Raw genomic sequence first — 15706 nt, forward strand, 5'->3', positions numbered from 1 at the left:
TCATCTCCTCTATTTTGATAATCCACTTAGAAAATCATCGATTTCCTGTTCTGTTTTACGTAGTTTTGAAACAAAGCGACCTGTTTCTTCTCCATCTTTAAATGCTACAAAACTAGGAATTCCCATAACCATTAATTCCACTGCAGCATCCATCAACTGATCTCTGTCAATATAATAGAAATGATAATCACTATATTTTTCTACCAGTTTTGGCATAAACGGTTTAATAAACACACAATCCGGACACCAGTTTGCCGAAAATGTAAATACATTGATTCCACCCTGCTGTTTTGCAGTTTCAAATTCTTCTAATGTTTTAATTTCTTGCATGCATTCTTTCATGTTAATTCTCCTTTTTTACAACTGGATGCTTTTTCCAAACAGCACGATAAATTGGCTGATTTCGTTCCATAAAACGATTTTCATATTCTGTAATCACATCTTCATCATGTTCAACTCTTCGATAATCTACACTAAAATCATGTAGATACCATCCTTCGTTTTGAAATTCCATGATACTGTATTCAAACAAAGAACTGTTATCTGTTTTCATTTGAATTTCTCCATCATCACTTAAAATATCTGCATACTGTGCAATAAATTTATGATTGGAAAGACGTTTTTTATGTGCTCTTTTTTTCGGCCATGGATCTGAAAAGTTTAAATGAATAACATCCACTTCCCCATGTGCAAACCACTGGGCAATCTCTTCTGCATCATCCTGGATAAAACGCATATGTTCTTTCTTGCCTTCCATATTAACAAATTTACGAACAGCAAGAGCAGCAACACTGCTGTTTTTTTCTACACCGATCCATCCAAAATCAGGATAACACTGTGACATTTTCGTCCAGTAATCACCTTTCCCAGTACCAATTTCCACATGCAGACAGGTACAGTCTAACATTTCTTTCCATGTTCCTTTATATTGTGCAGGTTCTTTTACTACAACTTCCTGCTCATTCAAAAAATCTTCTGCCCATGGCAGTTTTCGCATTCTCATGTTTTCTACTCCTCGTCTTATTTGGCAAGTTTTTCTAATGAAGCTGTATAAATACCTACAGAAAGAAGCAGGTCATCTACATTAACACCTTCATCTTTTTGATGACATCCTCCAACATACATGTGTTCTGGTGATTTACGATTTGGAAATTCTGGTCCAAATGCTACAAAGTTAGGGAATTTTTTCGCATAAGTACCCCCGCCAATCGTAATATTTGGAGTAAAGGTATCTTTACTGTATTCACGATAAACACCAGACAATGTCTGTACAAGTTCAGAATTAGGATCCACAAACAATGGCTTCATATTGTGTTCCAAAACAATATCTAATCCATAATCTAATTCTTTTGCAGTTTTGTGGAATCCTTCCATGATTTTATCTGAATCTGCATCATTAGGATAGCGAATATCAATTACGATACTAGCCTCGTTATTTTCAATATCTACAATCCCTGTATTCATTGTTAAAAAGCCCATATAAGCTCCATCAATATCAATTCCTAAAGGTTTTCCCTGCCAGTCTTTTAACATATAGTATGTATCTGCAGCAAACTTATCCTGGAAAGCACTTCCTACAAAGTTTAAAAGATGCAAAGCCGCATTCACCCCATTATAAGGCATTGCCGCATGTGCAAATGCACCTTCAATTTCTAACGTTGCCTCATCCCCTGTATAAGCAACACTTCCTTTTAAGCCATTGCTTTTCAAGTAGAAGTCAAACATATCCATCAAGCTGTCATTCCACTCACCAACAACAAGAGATGCCTTTCCAATAACGATATTTGGGCGATCTCCTGCATGCATTGATTTAATAACCGTATTGCATGTTCCTTTCATGCGAATGTTCAGTCCACCCTTTTCCCCATAAATTACAGGGAAATCAGCATCTGGTGTAAATCCCATCGTTGGAATTTCTCCATGTTTTACATAATATTCCATACATTCCATACCACTCTCTTCATCACATCCAAGAATCAGCATGATTTTCTTATTTAATTTAATGTTATTATCCTTCAGCATTTTCAACGCGTAAAAACCAGCCATAGCAGGACCTTTGTCATCTACTGTACCACGTCCAAACATATAGCCATCAACAATTTCTCCGCCAAATGGATTTTTTGTCCATCCTTCTCCAATAGGAACAATATCCAAGTGTGCCAAAACACCAACACTTTCTTCCCCTTCACCATAACTGATGACACCCGCATAGCCGTTATAATCTTTGACTTCAAAGCCTTCTTTTCTACCAAGCTCCAGCATATAATCCAAAGCTTTTCTGCACCCTTCTCCAAAAGGTGCATTTTCTTTTTCTGTATCTTTAACAGATGGAATCGCAATAATTCCACGTAAGTCACTAATAAAGTCTTCTTTATATTTTTCAATTTCATTTAACCAATTCATAAAATTCACCTCATATTTCATATATTTATATTTTAACACAAAGCCCTAGGAATACCTATGTTTTTTTCATAAATTTTCATAAACATTGCAGACACTTCCAATACACGTTTAAAATACCCATGTACCTAGTTTTTCATACGATATAAGTATACATTTTTTATGCTATTTTCTTGTTAGAATAACCTATCCACACGATATCTAGAAACACTCTGATTGTTATAATCTATACTTACATCCATTCCTTACTTCTTTTTATCACTATACATAATATTACATACAAAAACGTACCAATTATCAGATTACTATAATACAATGTTGAATGAAATGCACTGTAATATGGTATTACAATCAAACTATACACGAATGAGCAGATGATTATAGAATAATTTAAAGAAAAATAAATTAAACTTATTATTACAACATCTAGAATTCCTTTACCTATTCTTTTATAAAACATGATACACGTAACAAACAAAATAACAGATGAGATAATAAAGAATCCTAAATACGTATTTATTTGTGCAGGATCTACATGCAGATTCGTATTATATAATAAATCAACATGTCGCATAGCAGCATCTCTATATACACTATACTCCGGTGTCGTATGCGCAGACTGTGCCATACTGTAATAAAAAAAGGAAAACAGCATGGCAACATAGCTTATAACTCCTGTAATAAAAAGCTTTATTTTCATTTACCTTCCTCCCTTTATTCAAATCCAAGCATATTATAATAAACAAGTATTCCCCTGCATAGAAAACCTTTCTTAAAGAATCTTAATAAACAAAAAGAATTATATCCCCCTATAAAAAACATAGTGTCTATAAAGCTCATTAATCTTCATCAATTGCAACAGCAACTCTTAAAAACGCTTCTACAAAAAATGTGTCGAGATCTGCCTATTTCCACGATATAAAAACAGTGCATACAAATATCCCTTTGTATGCACCACTTGTTCATGAATATTTCTATGATTAAGTCAAATATACAGGCATTACTGCACTTCTTTCAATAAATCTTCTGCACTGATACCAAATAAATCTGCTAAAGCGAGTAGATTGGTCGTACTTGGGTCTGATTTTCCACTTTCCCATTTTGATACTGCCTGTCTGCTTACACCTATTGCTTCTGCCACAAACTCCTGTGTCATTTTACATTCGATTCGATGATTTTTTAAGAGTTCTCCAAGTGTTTTTGACTTCTCTGCCTTTTCTTTTCTTACCTGCTGTGAACCATTATATTTCTTCAATGCCTTGACTACCAGATAAAATAAATAGACAAATGCTGCGAAAAACACAAGACCTATAGTTACACTAACAAATGATAAATACATCATATCCCTCCCTCCTTTGGTACTATCAATATAACAAATACACGCTGTTTCCACCACCAACTATTGCGCAACTTTATGGTTGCATATAGAAAAATGAGTGTCTTCTAGTTTTTAAAACCACCCATTTATACTTCTTTCATTTTCCTATCCGTTCAACTTTTCCATTTTCTATTTTATAAACTTCACCAAAAAAGTACTTCTTGTTATCTTTGCATACGATCATACCATTATCACAAAGCCCATACATTGTATAGTTTTTTGACAAGTTGATTACTTCATCAGTAATCTGATTTCTTACAAAATGAGGCTCTACGGATATATCAACGCAACCTAATCCACTATATACTTCTTGTTTCTCATGCTGACATGATAAAGTACAAATTGCAGTTTCTGCCATATTGATTGCCCCTGCACTTAATCCAATAATTACGCCCTGATGCTGTTTTATAACTTTATCCAAGCCATACTTTTTTAAATACTTGAATTCCACAGGCGTATTACCACCAGAAAGCCAAATAACATCTGCTTTTTCTACAGCTTCCTGTGCCTGCTTAAATGTCATTCTTCCATCGACAACATATTCCTTTTCAAAGTGAATCCCCTGTTCATGAAACATATTTATAAAATACGCAAAGTATTCATCTGTAACTTCCTGCATCTTTTCAAATTCTGATGCTACAAAAGCAAATGCATTTCTTTTTGTAATTATCTGCTGCAAAGATTTCGCAATTTCCACAGGAAATCCATTTGGAAACATACTTGCCAGTATATATGTACTCATAAACAATCCCCTCTTTCTTACTATTTATTTTGTAGTTCGATATTTCTTTTATAATGTCCTGATGCATCTTTATTTTCAAAACTTGGCGCAACATAATCAAATTGTTCTACTTTCGAACAATGGATAAATCCTTCTTTTTCTAACTGTTCTTCTCCCCAAAATTCTTTATCTTTTATCGCTTCCCAATCTACTTTTCTCATACAGTGTACTATCATAATGTTTCTCCCTGATTTTTATAAATGTAAGCATCCTTTCTGATCCATGCATTTTTACATTGTAAATAAACTCGATAATAATATATTTTATTATTTTCCTTTTGTTTTAATATCATTGTTCTTGTATTTTTGACCAGCTGCCGCAGTAATGATAAACAAAATTAGCGCAACATTACAAATAGGATAATATTCACCCCTAGTCCAATAAAGTATGGCACAAACCACTAAAATCACTAATAGTATAACCGAAACAATATTTAAAAATATTTTCATTTGCTATTTTCTCCTCTCCAACATCAACTTTAACAGCCAACACATGTAATAAATTTATAATTCCCTGTCAGTTAAATTTATTTGTCATTTTTATTTTTTCCTTTTGCTATAGATCCAAAAACAACTCCTATCACCAAACCTAATGCAAGATTATCAAGTAATGTACCAAATAATAAACCCAGAGCTAATCCAATAGCTAATTTATCATTTGAGCCTAAGTTCCCCATATTCACTGTCTCCTAAATTTCAATATCATCTTATACACATTATAGCAAGATACTCCAACACTGTCATTGCTTTTCTATGTTTGAAAAACACTTAACTACCTATATTCGTAAAGATGCTTTTTTACACGCATAAAAAAAGAGATGATCACAAATTTATGTTTTTTCATCTCTTCACTCCATAACAATATTCTTTTATTTATAAGTAGATTTTTACAGGTTATTACTGCCTTATCTCTTACTTCAAAAACAGTTATTTACTCCATAACAACTCACAGGAAGGAAGAATGGTTTGAAGTTCTGCTTCATCCATTTCCTCCAGGTTTGTATAATCACCTGTATAATAATATACTTTATCAATTTCATTTGCTCCTTTTTCAGAAGAAGATAATAGATATTCAGAATAAACCTTGTCACTTGTCACAATCTCATCCCATTTCGTTGATGACATGCAGAAGAAAAGATATGTAGTTTTTTGGTTATTGTTCATTGTTTCTACACGTTTGATTCTTAAATGATTCGCTTCATTTCCCTGCAAACGACCAATCAATTGATTATCAATCATAGATACAAAGATGTTATTTTCATATGGAATTATATATTTAGTATGTTTTAATGAACCAATAACAGAAAAGATAAGTACAAAGAATACCGCAAAGGAAACTAGAATCAATAAGACTTGTTTTTTTAAAAGTCTTTTCTTTATACCTTTAAATGACTCTGCTTTCTTCATTTCATTTTCTTTGTTCAATGCTCTGTCAGGTTCCATAGCATCTACCCCGCAAAGATCATCATAATATTTTCTGCATTCTTCACAATCAGAAAAATGCTGTTCAACAATTTCTTTACTTTCCTGACTGCATACTCCATCATGATATAAAGGCAGTATGTCTTGTATTAGTTTACATGGATATCGCATGGTATCTCCTCCTTAATTTTCATTTTTGCTCTATGATACGTTACTCTTGCCCAGCTTTCTGATTTTCCAAAAATCAAGCCGATATCTTTAAAAGACAATTCCCCAAACGTTCGCATCCAAAAGACTTCTTTATAAGGTTCCTTCAACTTATGAAGCAATTTATGAATTTCAAGCGTTTCATCCTTATTATAAATCTTTTGTTTTATATCATTAGCATCCTGGATTATCTCCAAAGGATAATCTACCTGTCTTTTTCTCTTTTTTGCTTCTTTATAAAAAATATTTTTCGCAATTTGGCACAGCCAGACAGAAAGTTTACATTCTCCACGAAAAGAATTGATATTTTTTAAGGCCTTAAAAAAAGCCTCCTGGGTAATTTCTTCCGCCCACGTTTCCTCTTTACAAAGAGAGAAAACATATCGAAACACCATATCATAATATTCAAAATAGATGGTTTCAAATTCTTTCACAAACATTCCTCGATTCCTTTTTATGTCTTATTTGAGAACACAAGTATTCCCGTTGCCAGTGCCAGTATAATATCTGATATCCTAATTTTATCATATAGTAAAACAGCAAGTAATCCCATACATACGATAATACATACGGATAATACCTTTGAAACAATCCCTCGTCCCTTTGTATACCAAACACAAAAGCTCATGAATGGAGAACCCAACGAAACAAGGAACCACCCATATACAAACGTTAAAGAATAGACGTTATTTGTACAATCTGCCATTACATAATACCCTGCCAGCATGCTTATACAATAGCTAAAAACATTAACGGCTGCCTTTAATGATGTTTTACTGCGTATAGAAATCATCGTACATAAAAATATCCATACCGAAATTCTAGAAAAAATATTTCCAATTTCACCTGCATAAATATCAAATAGTTTTATCATGATTCCTGTAAGAACACCGCTAAATAAGAATGTTATGATGGAACTGTAACTTTTATAAAATCTTTTCCGATTTATTCTTTCTCTGTTGCTTACGACATTCATTTTTTACCCTCCTTCCCTTATATGACTCGTAATCCTTAAAAACGTTACAAATTTTTTATTTTTTCTTTCCGCTATGTTGTATAAAAAAGACAGTCAATAGAGCATCAACTGTCTTATATTATCAATATTCAAATGTCAGTATCAATTTCCTTGTTGAACATACGCAACTGAGAATTCATCTAATACATAAACTGTTCTCTGTTATACAAACCAGTTTTTAATGAAACTCAGCATGCAGTACTTCTACTTGAAAAAGCAGATATTTTTCTTCATCTGCGGATAAAAAATGTTTGGAAAGAATAGGACATTCTTCTAACATTTTCTGTTTCATATTTATATCTGTACATTCCGTTGCCCTGCCTGTAATTCTTAACCATTCTCTAGTTCCTTCTTTTTTTGCTAATATCTGCATGTTTTTGTTTTCTCTTAACTGTTTATGTGCCTGATTTCCATTATTAGTAGAAATATACAGTTTACCATCACATTCCATCACAGCACCAAATGGTCTGCCAGTGGGATAATCTCCATTTATAGTCAAAACATAAAAATATCCGCATTCTTTTAAAAATTCGTATGCCTTACTCATAATAATACTCCCTCATCTTTATCAATTAGATTTTTACCCTTTATCTTAACAATTTTCAATGTAATTTGTCTATTCAATTTTGATATTCTTAATTACTTTTATCATCATCTATAAACAGAAATTATATTTCCTTTACTTCTTTCAATAAATCTTCTGCACTAATACCAAATAAATCTGCTAAAGCGAGTAGATTGGTCGTACTTGGGTCTGATTTTCCGCTTTCCCATTTTGATACTGCCTGTCTGCTTACACCTATTGCTTCTGCCACAAACTCCTGTGTCATTTTACATTCGATTCGATGATTTTTTAAGACTTCTCCAAGTGTTTTTGACTTCTCTGCCTTTTCTTTTCTTATCTGCTGTGAAACAGTATATTTCTTTAATGCTTTTGTTACTAGATAAAACAAATAGATACATGCGATAAAAAACAAAAGGGTTCCAAAAACCGCAAAAAACTGTACAAATATTTCATTAAATTCATCCATATTTTCTCCTCCATTACGACTATAATTATAACAAGCACCTAAAGTTTACACCATCAACTATTGCGCAACTTTATGGTTGCGAATGACATATCTTATTCTTTTCTTATTCAAATAGATCCTGCCAGCATAATATAATCCTTCTTTATATTCACATATTAAAGAAGTAAGATATATGCATAAAATGTTATTTTTTATAATCATATAAAAGGTATTTCCGTTATAATATGAATAGATCATTAACAAATATCCAATAAGATATTTTACTGCTAAGTAGCTGTCTTATAAATGTGATGAAAGAAGGCATGGAATATGAATGACTGGTTTACAATAGAAAGTATAGATCAAGATACTTATGTTATCAGTGAATATAAACATTGGGAAGAAACACATTGTTATCTTCTAAATGGAACAACACAAAGTCTATTAATTGATACAGGACTTGGTATTTGTAATATTTCAAAAATAGTAGCAAGATTAACAAATAACCCTGTAACAGCAATCGCAACACATATACACTGGGATCATATCGGCGGACTTGCCTATTATCCAAGCTTTTATGTACATGAAAAAGAACTTTCCTGGCTTAATGGTGAATTCCCACTACCACTGGAACTGGTAAAGAAAAATATTACAGAATGCTGTGCATTGCCAAAAGACTTTGATATCCATAACTACCATATTTTTCAGGGAAAACCAGCATCGGTACTGCATGGTGGTGAAGAGATTTCACTGGGAAACAGAATAATCAAAGTGCTTCATACACCTGGACACTCCCCAGGACACATGTGTTTCTGGGAAAAAGAAAAGGGATATTTGTTTACAGGGGATTTGGTTTATAAAGGTACTTTAGCAGCATGGTTTCCATCAACAGATCCTGAGGCCTATTTAAACTCGCTAGAAGTGGTTTCTCAACTTCCCGTAAAACAAGTGTTTCCTGCACATCACTCTCTAGATATACAGCCAAAAATCATCATTCGTATAAAAGATGCATTACAACAGCTAAAAACAGAAGGGAAACTTCATCATGGCGGTGGTACATTTTCTTTTAGAGAATGGTCAATAAAACTATAAAACAAGCAAAAAAATTATGATCATGATATAACATCAATGGAGGTAAATATGAAAGTAGATACGCACATACATTCTTTATATTCAGATGGAATTTATACAATTGAAGAAATTTTAGATATGCTTCTGAAAAGAAATGTAGAAGTGTTCTCGATTACAGATCATGATACAGTGGATGGAATAAAAGAAGTAAAAAGAATTGGCTATGCCCCTATGACTTTTGTTTCCGGGATAGAATTTACATGCAAAGAAATGCAGTTTAACAGCATAAAAAAGGCATTTACTATTCATTTGCTGGGCTATGGTTTTGATGAAGATAATCCACAATTACTACAAGCTTTAAAAAAGCGAAAAGAAAACGTAGAAAATGCATACGATACATTATGCAGACATCTTAGCATACTGAAATATCCAATTAAAAAAGAAGAAATTTCCATTAGCTGTGGCAATGTATTACAGTTACGTGATGTAACTGCACATGTAAAACAAAAATACCCAATGGTTTCTGAAGATATTCTTACAATGATAGAGCACGCTTCTTCTGTATTTGATGACATTAACATTTCCGTTGAAGATGCAATACAACTTATTCATAATGCAGGTGGAAAAGCTGTATGGGCACATCCTTTTTGTGTATACAAACAGTTTGTGAAAACAAATATTACGGAAAAAGAAGTTTTATCAATATTGGAAATATTGAAAAATGCGGGGCTTGATGGCCTGGAAGCATATTATCATGCATTTTCTAAAGAACAACAAAACTGGTTATATGCTCTTGCGAAAACAAACAACATGATCTATACTGCAGGAAGTGATTTTCATGGTTCAAAAAGAAGAGATTTTATGGGGATAGAACTGTAATGTTCCAATTTCTATAATATCTCTTTTCTTTCATTTTAGTTGGTTTCTACATTTTTACGAATATTTTGAAATCCATCCATTATTTTCTGTCTTCCTTCTTTTCTATATTTTACCCATGTATAAAAAGAAGTTACTAGACAAAGTATGATTGCCAAATGCATTGGATATTGGAAATCTGTGATACGAAACAAGATATAGGCTATAAAAGAAGACACAATGGTTGCTGCTAAATAGATTAGTTTTCCAAAATTTAAAGCAAACGCTACTTTCATGTTTTTAAAATACATGTCCCACTGTTTTTCATCAAAATGGTTTATTTTCCCTTTTATAAAAATGGATAACAGAAGCAGAACTAAAGTGATTCCTTTTGTAAGTAACACTTTAACTCCACTAATCATAAATAACCAGAATACTTTTATCATTTTCTATACACTCCTTTATATAACCATAGATGATTCTATTATAAGATATAATATTTAATATTCATAAAATGTCAATCTATTTCTACTTTCATCATGATTTTCGTTATATCTTCTTCTTTAAAACAATATTCACATATAATTTTTTTTAGAATTTCCTGTTAAACATAATAAAAGCGCACTTGTTTTAAAAAGAAAAGAGGTCGTATGTATTAAAACCTCTTTTCTATATTGTTATTCTTCTGTTTTTTCTTCAGACTTTACTTCTGCTTTCTCTTCCTGTTTTTCTTCTTTTTTAGGCTTTGGAAGCAATGCTTTCGCACTAACATTTACACGTCCACGATCATCAATTTCCATGACTTTAACTTTAATTGTGTCTCCAATTTTTAGCGCATCTTCTACTTTTTCTATACGATCGTGTGAGATCTTAGAAATATGCAGCAACCCATCTGTGCCAGGGAACAGATTTACAAATGCACCGAATTTTTCAATACGAACAACTGTTGCATCATACACATCGCCAACTTTTGCTTCACGAACAATATCACGAATCATAGTAGCTGCTTTACTGATGCATTCACGATCCATATGATAGATGACAACATGTCCATCATCTTCTATATCAATCTTCACATCATTGCTAGCTTCAATGATTTTATTGATCATTTTACCGTTAGGTCCGATAACTTCACGAATCTTTTCAGGATCAATATAGAACTGTTCAATCTTAGGTGCATATGTACCAACATCTTCTCTTGGTTCACTAATTGCCTGCATCATATTTTCCAGAATCTGTGCACGTGCTCCTTTTGCCTGAGACAATGCTTCACGGAAAATTTCTTCAGTGATACCTTCTACTTTAATATCCATCTGTAATGCAGTAATACCTTCGCTTGTACCAGCCACTTTAAAGTCCATATCTCCGAAGTGATCTTCCATACCCTGAATATCTGTTAAAACAGTATACTGGTTTGTTTCTTCATTCATGATAAGACCCATCGCAATACCAGCAACTGGAGCTTTAATAGGAACACCAGCAGCCATTAAAGACATCGTACCTGCACAAATAGAAGCTTGTGAACTTGAACCATTCGATTCTAAAACTTCCGCTACCGTACGAATTGTATATGGGAATTCTTCAGTGCTAGGAAGTACCTGTGCTAAAGCACGTTCTCCCAATGCTCCATGTCCAATTTCACGACGTCCAGGATTTCCCATACGTCCAGTTTCCCCTACAGAATATGGAGGGAAATTATAGTGATGCATGAAACGTTTTGTATCTACTTCTGTAACATCATCAATGATCTGATTGTCATTCATTGCCCCAAGTGTTGTAACACTTAATACCTGTGTTTCTCCTCGTGTGAAAAGTGCAGAACCATGTACACGTGGCAATAAATCAACCTGTGAATCAAGTGGACGAATTTCATCAATCTTACGACCATCAGGACGTACTTTGTCTTCAATGATCAAACGACGAACTTCATCTGCTTCAATGCCATGGCAAATTTCTTTTACCTGTTTCAATGCTTTTGCTTTCTCTGCTTCACTTTCATATTCTTTTTCTTCAAAGCGAGCAACTGCTGCTTCTGTCAATTCATCAATTTTGCCATAGCGTTCCAATTTCTTTTCAATTGATACAGCAGCACGAATATCTGCTTCAAAATTATCACGAACTTCTTTATCAATTGCTTCATCAACAGTATATAAAGTAACTTCCATTTTTTCTTTTCCAACTGCAGCTGCAATTTCTTCCTGGAAAGCTACTAATTTTTTAATGTGTTCATGTCCGAACATGATAGCTCCAAGCATGGCTTCTTCGCTTACTTCTTTCGCCCCTGCTTCTACCATGTTTACTGCATATTTTGTCCCTGCTACAGTCAAATGAATATCACTGTTTTCCATCTGTTCCGGTGTAGGGTTAATAACATATTCCCCATCAATACGTCCTACAACAACACCTGCAATCGGTCCATTAAATGGAATATCTGAAATACAAAGTGCCAAAGATGCACCAAACATTGCTGTCATCTCTGGTGTACATTCCTGATCAACGGATAATACCGTATTTACGACCTGTACCTCATTACGGAATCCTTCCGCAAATAATGGACGAATTGGACGATCGATCATACGAGCTGTTAAAGTTGCATGCTCGCTTGGTCTACCTTCACGACGTAAAAATCCTCCTGGAATCTTTCCTACGGAATACAATTTTTCTTCAAAAGATACTGTCAGCGGAAAAAAATCAATTCCCTCTTTTGCCTGTTTACTAGCTGTAGCAGTTGATAAAACAACTGTATCATTGTATCGAACAAGTGCAGACCCACCTGCCTGTTTTGCTACTTCACCAGTTTCTACTGTAAGCACCCGCCCACAGAAATCTAAACTAAATACCTGTTTAGTCACGTTCTTCACCTCTAATTTTCTAGTCTTTTTTATGATAGCATATTTTACATGGTTAGAAAAGGAAAAAAGCATTTTTACAAAAAATTAAAGATAAAAGAAAAGAGCTCCTAAACGGAACTCTTGGTATGACTTATTTACGAAGTCCTAGACGAGCAATTAAATCTTTATAACGATCTAAGTCTTTGTTTTTCAAGTAAGTCAATAGGTTTCTACGACGACCAACCATTTTCATCAAACCTCTTTGAGAGTGATAGTCGTGTTTGTGTTCTTTAAAGTGTTCTGTCAACTGATTGATTCTAGCAGTCAAAACAGCAATCTGAACTTCTGGAGAACCTGTATCTCCTTCAAATCTGGCATATTCTTTCATAATAGCCTGTTTTTCGCTTTTTAATAACATAATAATTTCCTCCTATTTTCAAATTCATTCTATACTGAGTGAGTCGCTGAGGAATATCACGAGCAGACCAAGTATAAAATCTTCTATATTTTAACATGGCTCTGTACCTTATGCAAGTCATATTTCTGTTTTTCTTAATTATAGAATCGAGTGCTCTATAAACAAAGAGTTTGCTTTCACTAAATATCGAAAAATACAATATCAATCAACAAATGAAGTCTTTCTTTCTATAAGCGGGAATCGCTTAATAGCCATGATCTACGTGAACCCAGCCTTCTCCTTCTTTTCTTACTAAAATCCAATTCCATCCATCATATGTACTATTAGGATTCAAAGAGCCATTTCCTCCTGAGGAATCAACATCAAAACTTGATAATAAAACAATAGTTTCATCTGCATTATATCTGTCAGCCCATTCTTGATGCTCTTTAGAAACACTATCCCCAGCATAGTATATTTCCGTTAAAGTACATCCTTTCCAGTCCTTTTTAAACTCACTCTTAATTGTATCTATTGCAGAATTGATTTCTTTTTTAGAATACAATGCAGAATCTACCTCATGTGTTTTTACATTTTGTACATTGCCTCCGCTACCACTACATGCCGCAAGGCAGAAACCCATTATGAAAGTAAAACATAATATTAAAAATTTCTTCATATCAGCATCCTCTTACATTCTAATTTAAATATTCTTTATATGTTTTCAAATTATTTTGAATATCACCTATACATTGTACTGTTTTAATCTTTAGCAAGTATTCATGCTCACATCTATAATTAAAATTTTATTTTTAAATCAAGATACCTTCACAGTGATCGATTTCATGTTGAATGATCTGTGCTGTAAAGCCATTAAAAGTTTGAAGTTTTTTAACTCCTTTTTCATCTATAAAGGATACTTTGATTTTTTCATAACGCATTGTTTTCTTTTCACCTTCATGACACAAGCAGCCTTCCTCTGCTTCATAGTGTCTTCCACTGCACTTGATAATTTCAGGATTCAACATTACAAACAGTTTTCCATCATTAATCGCAATAATTCTTTTTCTAACACCAATCATATTTGCTGCCAAGCCTACACAGCAATCTCTATAAGCTAAAAGTGTATCTTTTAAATCTTTAATTACCTGCTGATCTTCTTTTACATCAGCCTCCACACTTTTCATTGACAAAAACATGGAATCTTTCACAATTTCCTTTATCATTTATTCATCCTCCTATTCCATAAAATCAATAAGTATGTCATTTAACAATGGGTATCCTTTTTCTGTTGCCTTGATATATCCATCACTTATCGCCAACATACCTTTTTCTATCTGCTTTTGTAATACAGATGCATATTTTTCCTCAAAATCCACTTGAAACAATTCTTTGAAATGATTTAAATCCATCCCTTTTTTTAAGCGAAGATTCATCATGATCAATTCAAACATTTCATCTTCTTTGTTTAAAGTTATGCAATTTGCCACACTTCCCTGTGTGATATATGTATGAATGTTTTTTGTATTATCATATCGAACATGCTGTTCTTTTCCACTGGCACCGCATCCAATCCCATAAAAATCTTCATATTTCCAATACATGCAATTGTGCTTTGATTCTTTACCCTGTTTGGAAAAATTACTGATTTCATATTGATAAAAGCCATGCTTTGGAAGATACTCTTGCGCAAATGCATACATATCTTCTTCAACTTCTGGATCTATATTCTTTACACCCATTCTTCCAAATTTGGAATGCTCTTCAATTGTTAAGGCATATAAAGAAATATGCTCAATCGGAAAATTTGTTACAATCTCTTCTAAATCTTCTTTCCACATTGTCATCGTTTGTTCAGGCAATCCATAAATTAAATCAATCGAAATATTATCGATTCCATTTTTTTTGATTTCTTTAATTTTACTTAGTACTTCTTCTTTCGTATGCTTTCTTTCTATTATTTTTAACAGTTTTGGCTGCAATGTTTGAACCCCCAAAGAGATTCGATTAATTCCATGATGATAACACAACGCAATCTTATCCTCAGAAAAAGATTCTATATTGGCTTCCATCGTATACTCTTCACATTCCTGTATATAAGGATCTAATGCAGTTAATAAAACATTCAGCTGCTCATAGGACAGTGCACTTGGAGTTCCTCCTCCTATATACATGGTCTTTAAAGGAGCTTGCAGCTTTTCCTGTATCTCTTTTACAACAGCAGATACCCATTTATCTGCCAGTGTTTCATGATAGCCACATCTTGTAAAATCGCAATATGCACAAATATGTCTGCAAAATGGTACATGAAGATAACATGCCTGTGCCATAATATCCCTC

The 15706-nt window shown here is 33.3% G+C and carries 22 protein-coding genes; 2 read left to right on the plus strand and 20 right to left on the minus strand.

Annotated features, from left to right (window positions below; all coding sequences use genetic code 11):
- Nucleotides 1-9: 9 nt before the first annotated feature.
- The 14 genes from A9CBEGH2_RS04345 to A9CBEGH2_RS04405 form a co-directional block, all read right to left on the minus strand.
- Nucleotides 10-342 (minus strand): thioredoxin family protein, encoded by a 333-nt coding sequence (locus A9CBEGH2_RS04345; RefSeq protein ID WP_118277117.1) that lies wholly within the window; start codon nucleotides 340-342, stop codon nucleotides 10-12.
- Between the two features lies 1 nt (nucleotide 343).
- Entirely contained in the window at nucleotides 344-1003 is a 660-nt protein-coding gene (gene trmB, locus A9CBEGH2_RS04350; protein ID WP_118277116.1) for a tRNA (guanosine(46)-N7)-methyltransferase TrmB, read from the minus strand.
- A gap of 17 nt (nucleotides 1004-1020) precedes the next feature.
- A complete protein-coding gene (gene pepV, locus A9CBEGH2_RS04355) occupies nucleotides 1021-2403 on the minus strand; it encodes a dipeptidase PepV (protein ID WP_163104361.1) in 1383 nt (460 codons plus the stop codon).
- Between the two features lie 229 nt (nucleotides 2404-2632).
- Entirely contained in the window at nucleotides 2633-3100 is a 468-nt protein-coding gene (locus A9CBEGH2_RS04360; RefSeq protein WP_118277114.1) for a hypothetical protein, read from the minus strand.
- Nucleotides 3101-3400: 300 nt separating this feature from the next.
- The gene (locus tag A9CBEGH2_RS04365; RefSeq protein ID WP_232057311.1) at nucleotides 3401-3742 is read right to left on the minus strand and encodes a helix-turn-helix transcriptional regulator; all 342 of its coding nucleotides are present in this window, start codon (nucleotides 3740-3742) and stop codon (nucleotides 3401-3403) included.
- 133 nt (nucleotides 3743-3875) lie between these two features.
- A complete protein-coding gene (locus A9CBEGH2_RS04370; RefSeq protein ID WP_115714962.1) occupies nucleotides 3876-4520 on the minus strand; it encodes a Type 1 glutamine amidotransferase-like domain-containing protein in 645 nt (214 codons plus the stop codon).
- A gap of 20 nt (nucleotides 4521-4540) precedes the next feature.
- Nucleotides 4541-4735 (minus strand): DUF952 domain-containing protein, encoded by a 195-nt coding sequence (locus tag A9CBEGH2_RS04375; protein ID WP_115714963.1) that lies wholly within the window; start codon nucleotides 4733-4735, stop codon nucleotides 4541-4543.
- A 90-nt stretch (nucleotides 4736-4825) separates the two neighbouring features.
- Nucleotides 4826-5008, minus strand: coding sequence for a hypothetical protein (locus A9CBEGH2_RS04380; RefSeq protein WP_118361316.1), 183 nt, complete (start codon nucleotides 5006-5008; stop codon nucleotides 4826-4828).
- Nucleotides 5009-5085: 77 nt separating this feature from the next.
- On the minus strand, nucleotides 5086-5235 hold the full coding sequence (locus A9CBEGH2_RS12340; protein ID WP_170291296.1) for a hypothetical protein: 150 nt from the start codon (nucleotides 5233-5235) through the stop codon (nucleotides 5086-5088).
- A gap of 250 nt (nucleotides 5236-5485) precedes the next feature.
- Nucleotides 5486-6151, minus strand: a complete 666-nt coding sequence (locus tag A9CBEGH2_RS04385) for a zf-HC2 domain-containing protein (RefSeq protein ID WP_118361318.1) — start codon at nucleotides 6149-6151, stop codon at nucleotides 5486-5488.
- Complete coding sequence (locus A9CBEGH2_RS04390) at nucleotides 6130-6621, minus strand: RNA polymerase sigma factor (protein ID WP_163104363.1); 492 nt, start codon at nucleotides 6619-6621, stop codon at nucleotides 6130-6132. Before A9CBEGH2_RS04390 ends, A9CBEGH2_RS04385 begins: the two co-directional genes overlap by 22 nt.
- A gap of 20 nt (nucleotides 6622-6641) precedes the next feature.
- Nucleotides 6642-7163: a hypothetical protein gene (locus A9CBEGH2_RS04395; protein WP_118361320.1), complete on the minus strand. Its 522-nt coding sequence runs from the start codon at nucleotides 7161-7163 to the stop codon at nucleotides 6642-6644.
- A gap of 217 nt (nucleotides 7164-7380) precedes the next feature.
- Nucleotides 7381-7749, minus strand: a complete 369-nt coding sequence (locus A9CBEGH2_RS04400; RefSeq protein WP_118361322.1) for a pyridoxamine 5'-phosphate oxidase family protein — start codon at nucleotides 7747-7749, stop codon at nucleotides 7381-7383.
- 121 nt (nucleotides 7750-7870) lie between these two features.
- Nucleotides 7871-8233 carry a helix-turn-helix domain-containing protein gene (locus A9CBEGH2_RS04405; RefSeq protein WP_163051530.1) on the minus strand — a complete coding sequence of 121 codons (363 nt, stop codon included), beginning with the start codon at nucleotides 8231-8233 and terminating at the stop codon, nucleotides 7871-7873.
- Between the two features lie 309 nt (nucleotides 8234-8542).
- On the opposite strand from A9CBEGH2_RS04405, the gene A9CBEGH2_RS04410 reads away from it, so the two are divergent.
- On the plus strand, nucleotides 8543-9304 hold the full coding sequence (locus A9CBEGH2_RS04410; RefSeq protein ID WP_118361324.1) for an MBL fold metallo-hydrolase: 762 nt from the start codon (nucleotides 8543-8545) through the stop codon (nucleotides 9302-9304).
- 48 nt (nucleotides 9305-9352) lie between these two features.
- A complete protein-coding gene (locus A9CBEGH2_RS04415; RefSeq protein WP_163104365.1) occupies nucleotides 9353-10162 on the plus strand; it encodes a PHP domain-containing protein in 810 nt (269 codons plus the stop codon).
- 35 nt (nucleotides 10163-10197) lie between these two features.
- Here the strand turns inward: A9CBEGH2_RS04415 and A9CBEGH2_RS04420 are convergent, their stop codons facing one another.
- From A9CBEGH2_RS04420 to hemW, 6 genes are all read right to left on the minus strand, one after another.
- Nucleotides 10198-10584, minus strand: coding sequence for a hypothetical protein (locus A9CBEGH2_RS04420; RefSeq protein WP_118361328.1), 387 nt, complete (start codon nucleotides 10582-10584; stop codon nucleotides 10198-10200).
- Nucleotides 10585-10815: 231 nt separating this feature from the next.
- Nucleotides 10816-12990, minus strand: a complete 2175-nt coding sequence (gene pnp, locus A9CBEGH2_RS04425) for a polyribonucleotide nucleotidyltransferase (RefSeq protein WP_115714974.1) — start codon at nucleotides 12988-12990, stop codon at nucleotides 10816-10818.
- A gap of 130 nt (nucleotides 12991-13120) precedes the next feature.
- Entirely contained in the window at nucleotides 13121-13387 is a 267-nt protein-coding gene (gene rpsO / locus A9CBEGH2_RS04430) for a 30S ribosomal protein S15 (protein WP_115714975.1), read from the minus strand.
- 244 nt (nucleotides 13388-13631) lie between these two features.
- Nucleotides 13632-14045 carry a hypothetical protein gene (locus A9CBEGH2_RS04435; protein WP_115714976.1) on the minus strand — a complete coding sequence of 138 codons (414 nt, stop codon included), beginning with the start codon at nucleotides 14043-14045 and terminating at the stop codon, nucleotides 13632-13634.
- A gap of 133 nt (nucleotides 14046-14178) precedes the next feature.
- Nucleotides 14179-14592 carry a peptide deformylase gene (locus A9CBEGH2_RS04440; protein ID WP_118277105.1) on the minus strand — a complete coding sequence of 138 codons (414 nt, stop codon included), beginning with the start codon at nucleotides 14590-14592 and terminating at the stop codon, nucleotides 14179-14181.
- A 12-nt stretch (nucleotides 14593-14604) separates the two neighbouring features.
- Nucleotides 14605-15696, minus strand: a complete 1092-nt coding sequence (gene hemW, locus A9CBEGH2_RS04445) for a radical SAM family heme chaperone HemW (RefSeq protein ID WP_118277104.1) — start codon at nucleotides 15694-15696, stop codon at nucleotides 14605-14607.
- Nucleotides 15697-15706: the final 10 nt, after the last annotated feature.

The organism is Amedibacterium intestinale, assembly GCF_010537335.1.
GTDB classification, from domain to species: Bacteria; Bacillota_I; Bacilli_A; order Erysipelotrichales; family Erysipelotrichaceae; genus Amedibacterium; species Amedibacterium intestinale.

Excerpts from the sequence above, each read along its gene's own strand:
- A9CBEGH2_RS04345 (WP_118277117.1), bottom strand. The coding sequence starts at position 342 with ATGAAAGAATGCATGCAAGAAATTAAAACATTAGAAGAATTTGAAACT.
- trmB (WP_118277116.1), bottom strand. The coding sequence starts at position 1,003 with ATGAGAATGCGAAAACTGCCATGGGCAGAAGATTTTTTGAATGAGCAG.
- pepV (WP_163104361.1), bottom strand. The coding sequence starts at position 2,403 with ATGAATTGGTTAAATGAAATTGAAAAATATAAAGAAGACTTTATTAGT.
- A9CBEGH2_RS04360 (WP_118277114.1), bottom strand. The coding sequence starts at position 3,100 with ATGAAAATAAAGCTTTTTATTACAGGAGTTATAAGCTATGTTGCCATG.
- A9CBEGH2_RS04365 (WP_232057311.1), bottom strand. The coding sequence starts at position 3,742 with ATGATGTATTTATCATTTGTTAGTGTAACTATAGGTCTTGTGTTTTTC.
- A9CBEGH2_RS04370 (WP_115714962.1), bottom strand. The coding sequence starts at position 4,520 with ATGAGTACATATATACTGGCAAGTATGTTTCCAAATGGATTTCCTGTG.
- A9CBEGH2_RS04375 (WP_115714963.1), bottom strand. The coding sequence starts at position 4,735 with ATGATAGTACACTGTATGAGAAAAGTAGATTGGGAAGCGATAAAAGAT.
- A9CBEGH2_RS04380 (WP_118361316.1), bottom strand. The coding sequence starts at position 5,008 with ATGAAAATATTTTTAAATATTGTTTCGGTTATACTATTAGTGATTTTA.
- A9CBEGH2_RS12340 (WP_170291296.1), bottom strand. The coding sequence starts at position 5,235 with ATGGGGAACTTAGGCTCAAATGATAAATTAGCTATTGGATTAGCTCTG.
- A9CBEGH2_RS04385 (WP_118361318.1), bottom strand. The coding sequence starts at position 6,151 with ATGCGATATCCATGTAAACTAATACAAGACATACTGCCTTTATATCAT.
- A9CBEGH2_RS04395 (WP_118361320.1), bottom strand. The coding sequence starts at position 7,163 with ATGAATGTCGTAAGCAACAGAGAAAGAATAAATCGGAAAAGATTTTAT.
- A9CBEGH2_RS04400 (WP_118361322.1), bottom strand. The coding sequence starts at position 7,749 with ATGAGTAAGGCATACGAATTTTTAAAAGAATGCGGATATTTTTATGTT.
- A9CBEGH2_RS04405 (WP_163051530.1), bottom strand. The coding sequence starts at position 8,233 with ATGGATGAATTTAATGAAATATTTGTACAGTTTTTTGCGGTTTTTGGA.
- A9CBEGH2_RS04410 (WP_118361324.1), top strand. The coding sequence starts at position 8,543 with ATGAATGACTGGTTTACAATAGAAAGTATAGATCAAGATACTTATGTT.
- A9CBEGH2_RS04415 (WP_163104365.1), top strand. The coding sequence starts at position 9,353 with ATGAAAGTAGATACGCACATACATTCTTTATATTCAGATGGAATTTAT.
- A9CBEGH2_RS04420 (WP_118361328.1), bottom strand. The coding sequence starts at position 10,584 with ATGATAAAAGTATTCTGGTTATTTATGATTAGTGGAGTTAAAGTGTTA.
- rpsO (WP_115714975.1), bottom strand. The coding sequence starts at position 13,387 with ATGTTATTAAAAAGCGAAAAACAGGCTATTATGAAAGAATATGCCAGA.
- A9CBEGH2_RS04435 (WP_115714976.1), bottom strand. The coding sequence starts at position 14,045 with ATGAAGAAATTTTTAATATTATGTTTTACTTTCATAATGGGTTTCTGC.
- A9CBEGH2_RS04440 (WP_118277105.1), bottom strand. The coding sequence starts at position 14,592 with ATGATAAAGGAAATTGTGAAAGATTCCATGTTTTTGTCAATGAAAAGT.
- hemW (WP_118277104.1), bottom strand. The coding sequence starts at position 15,696 with ATGGCACAGGCATGTTATCTTCATGTACCATTTTGCAGACATATTTGT.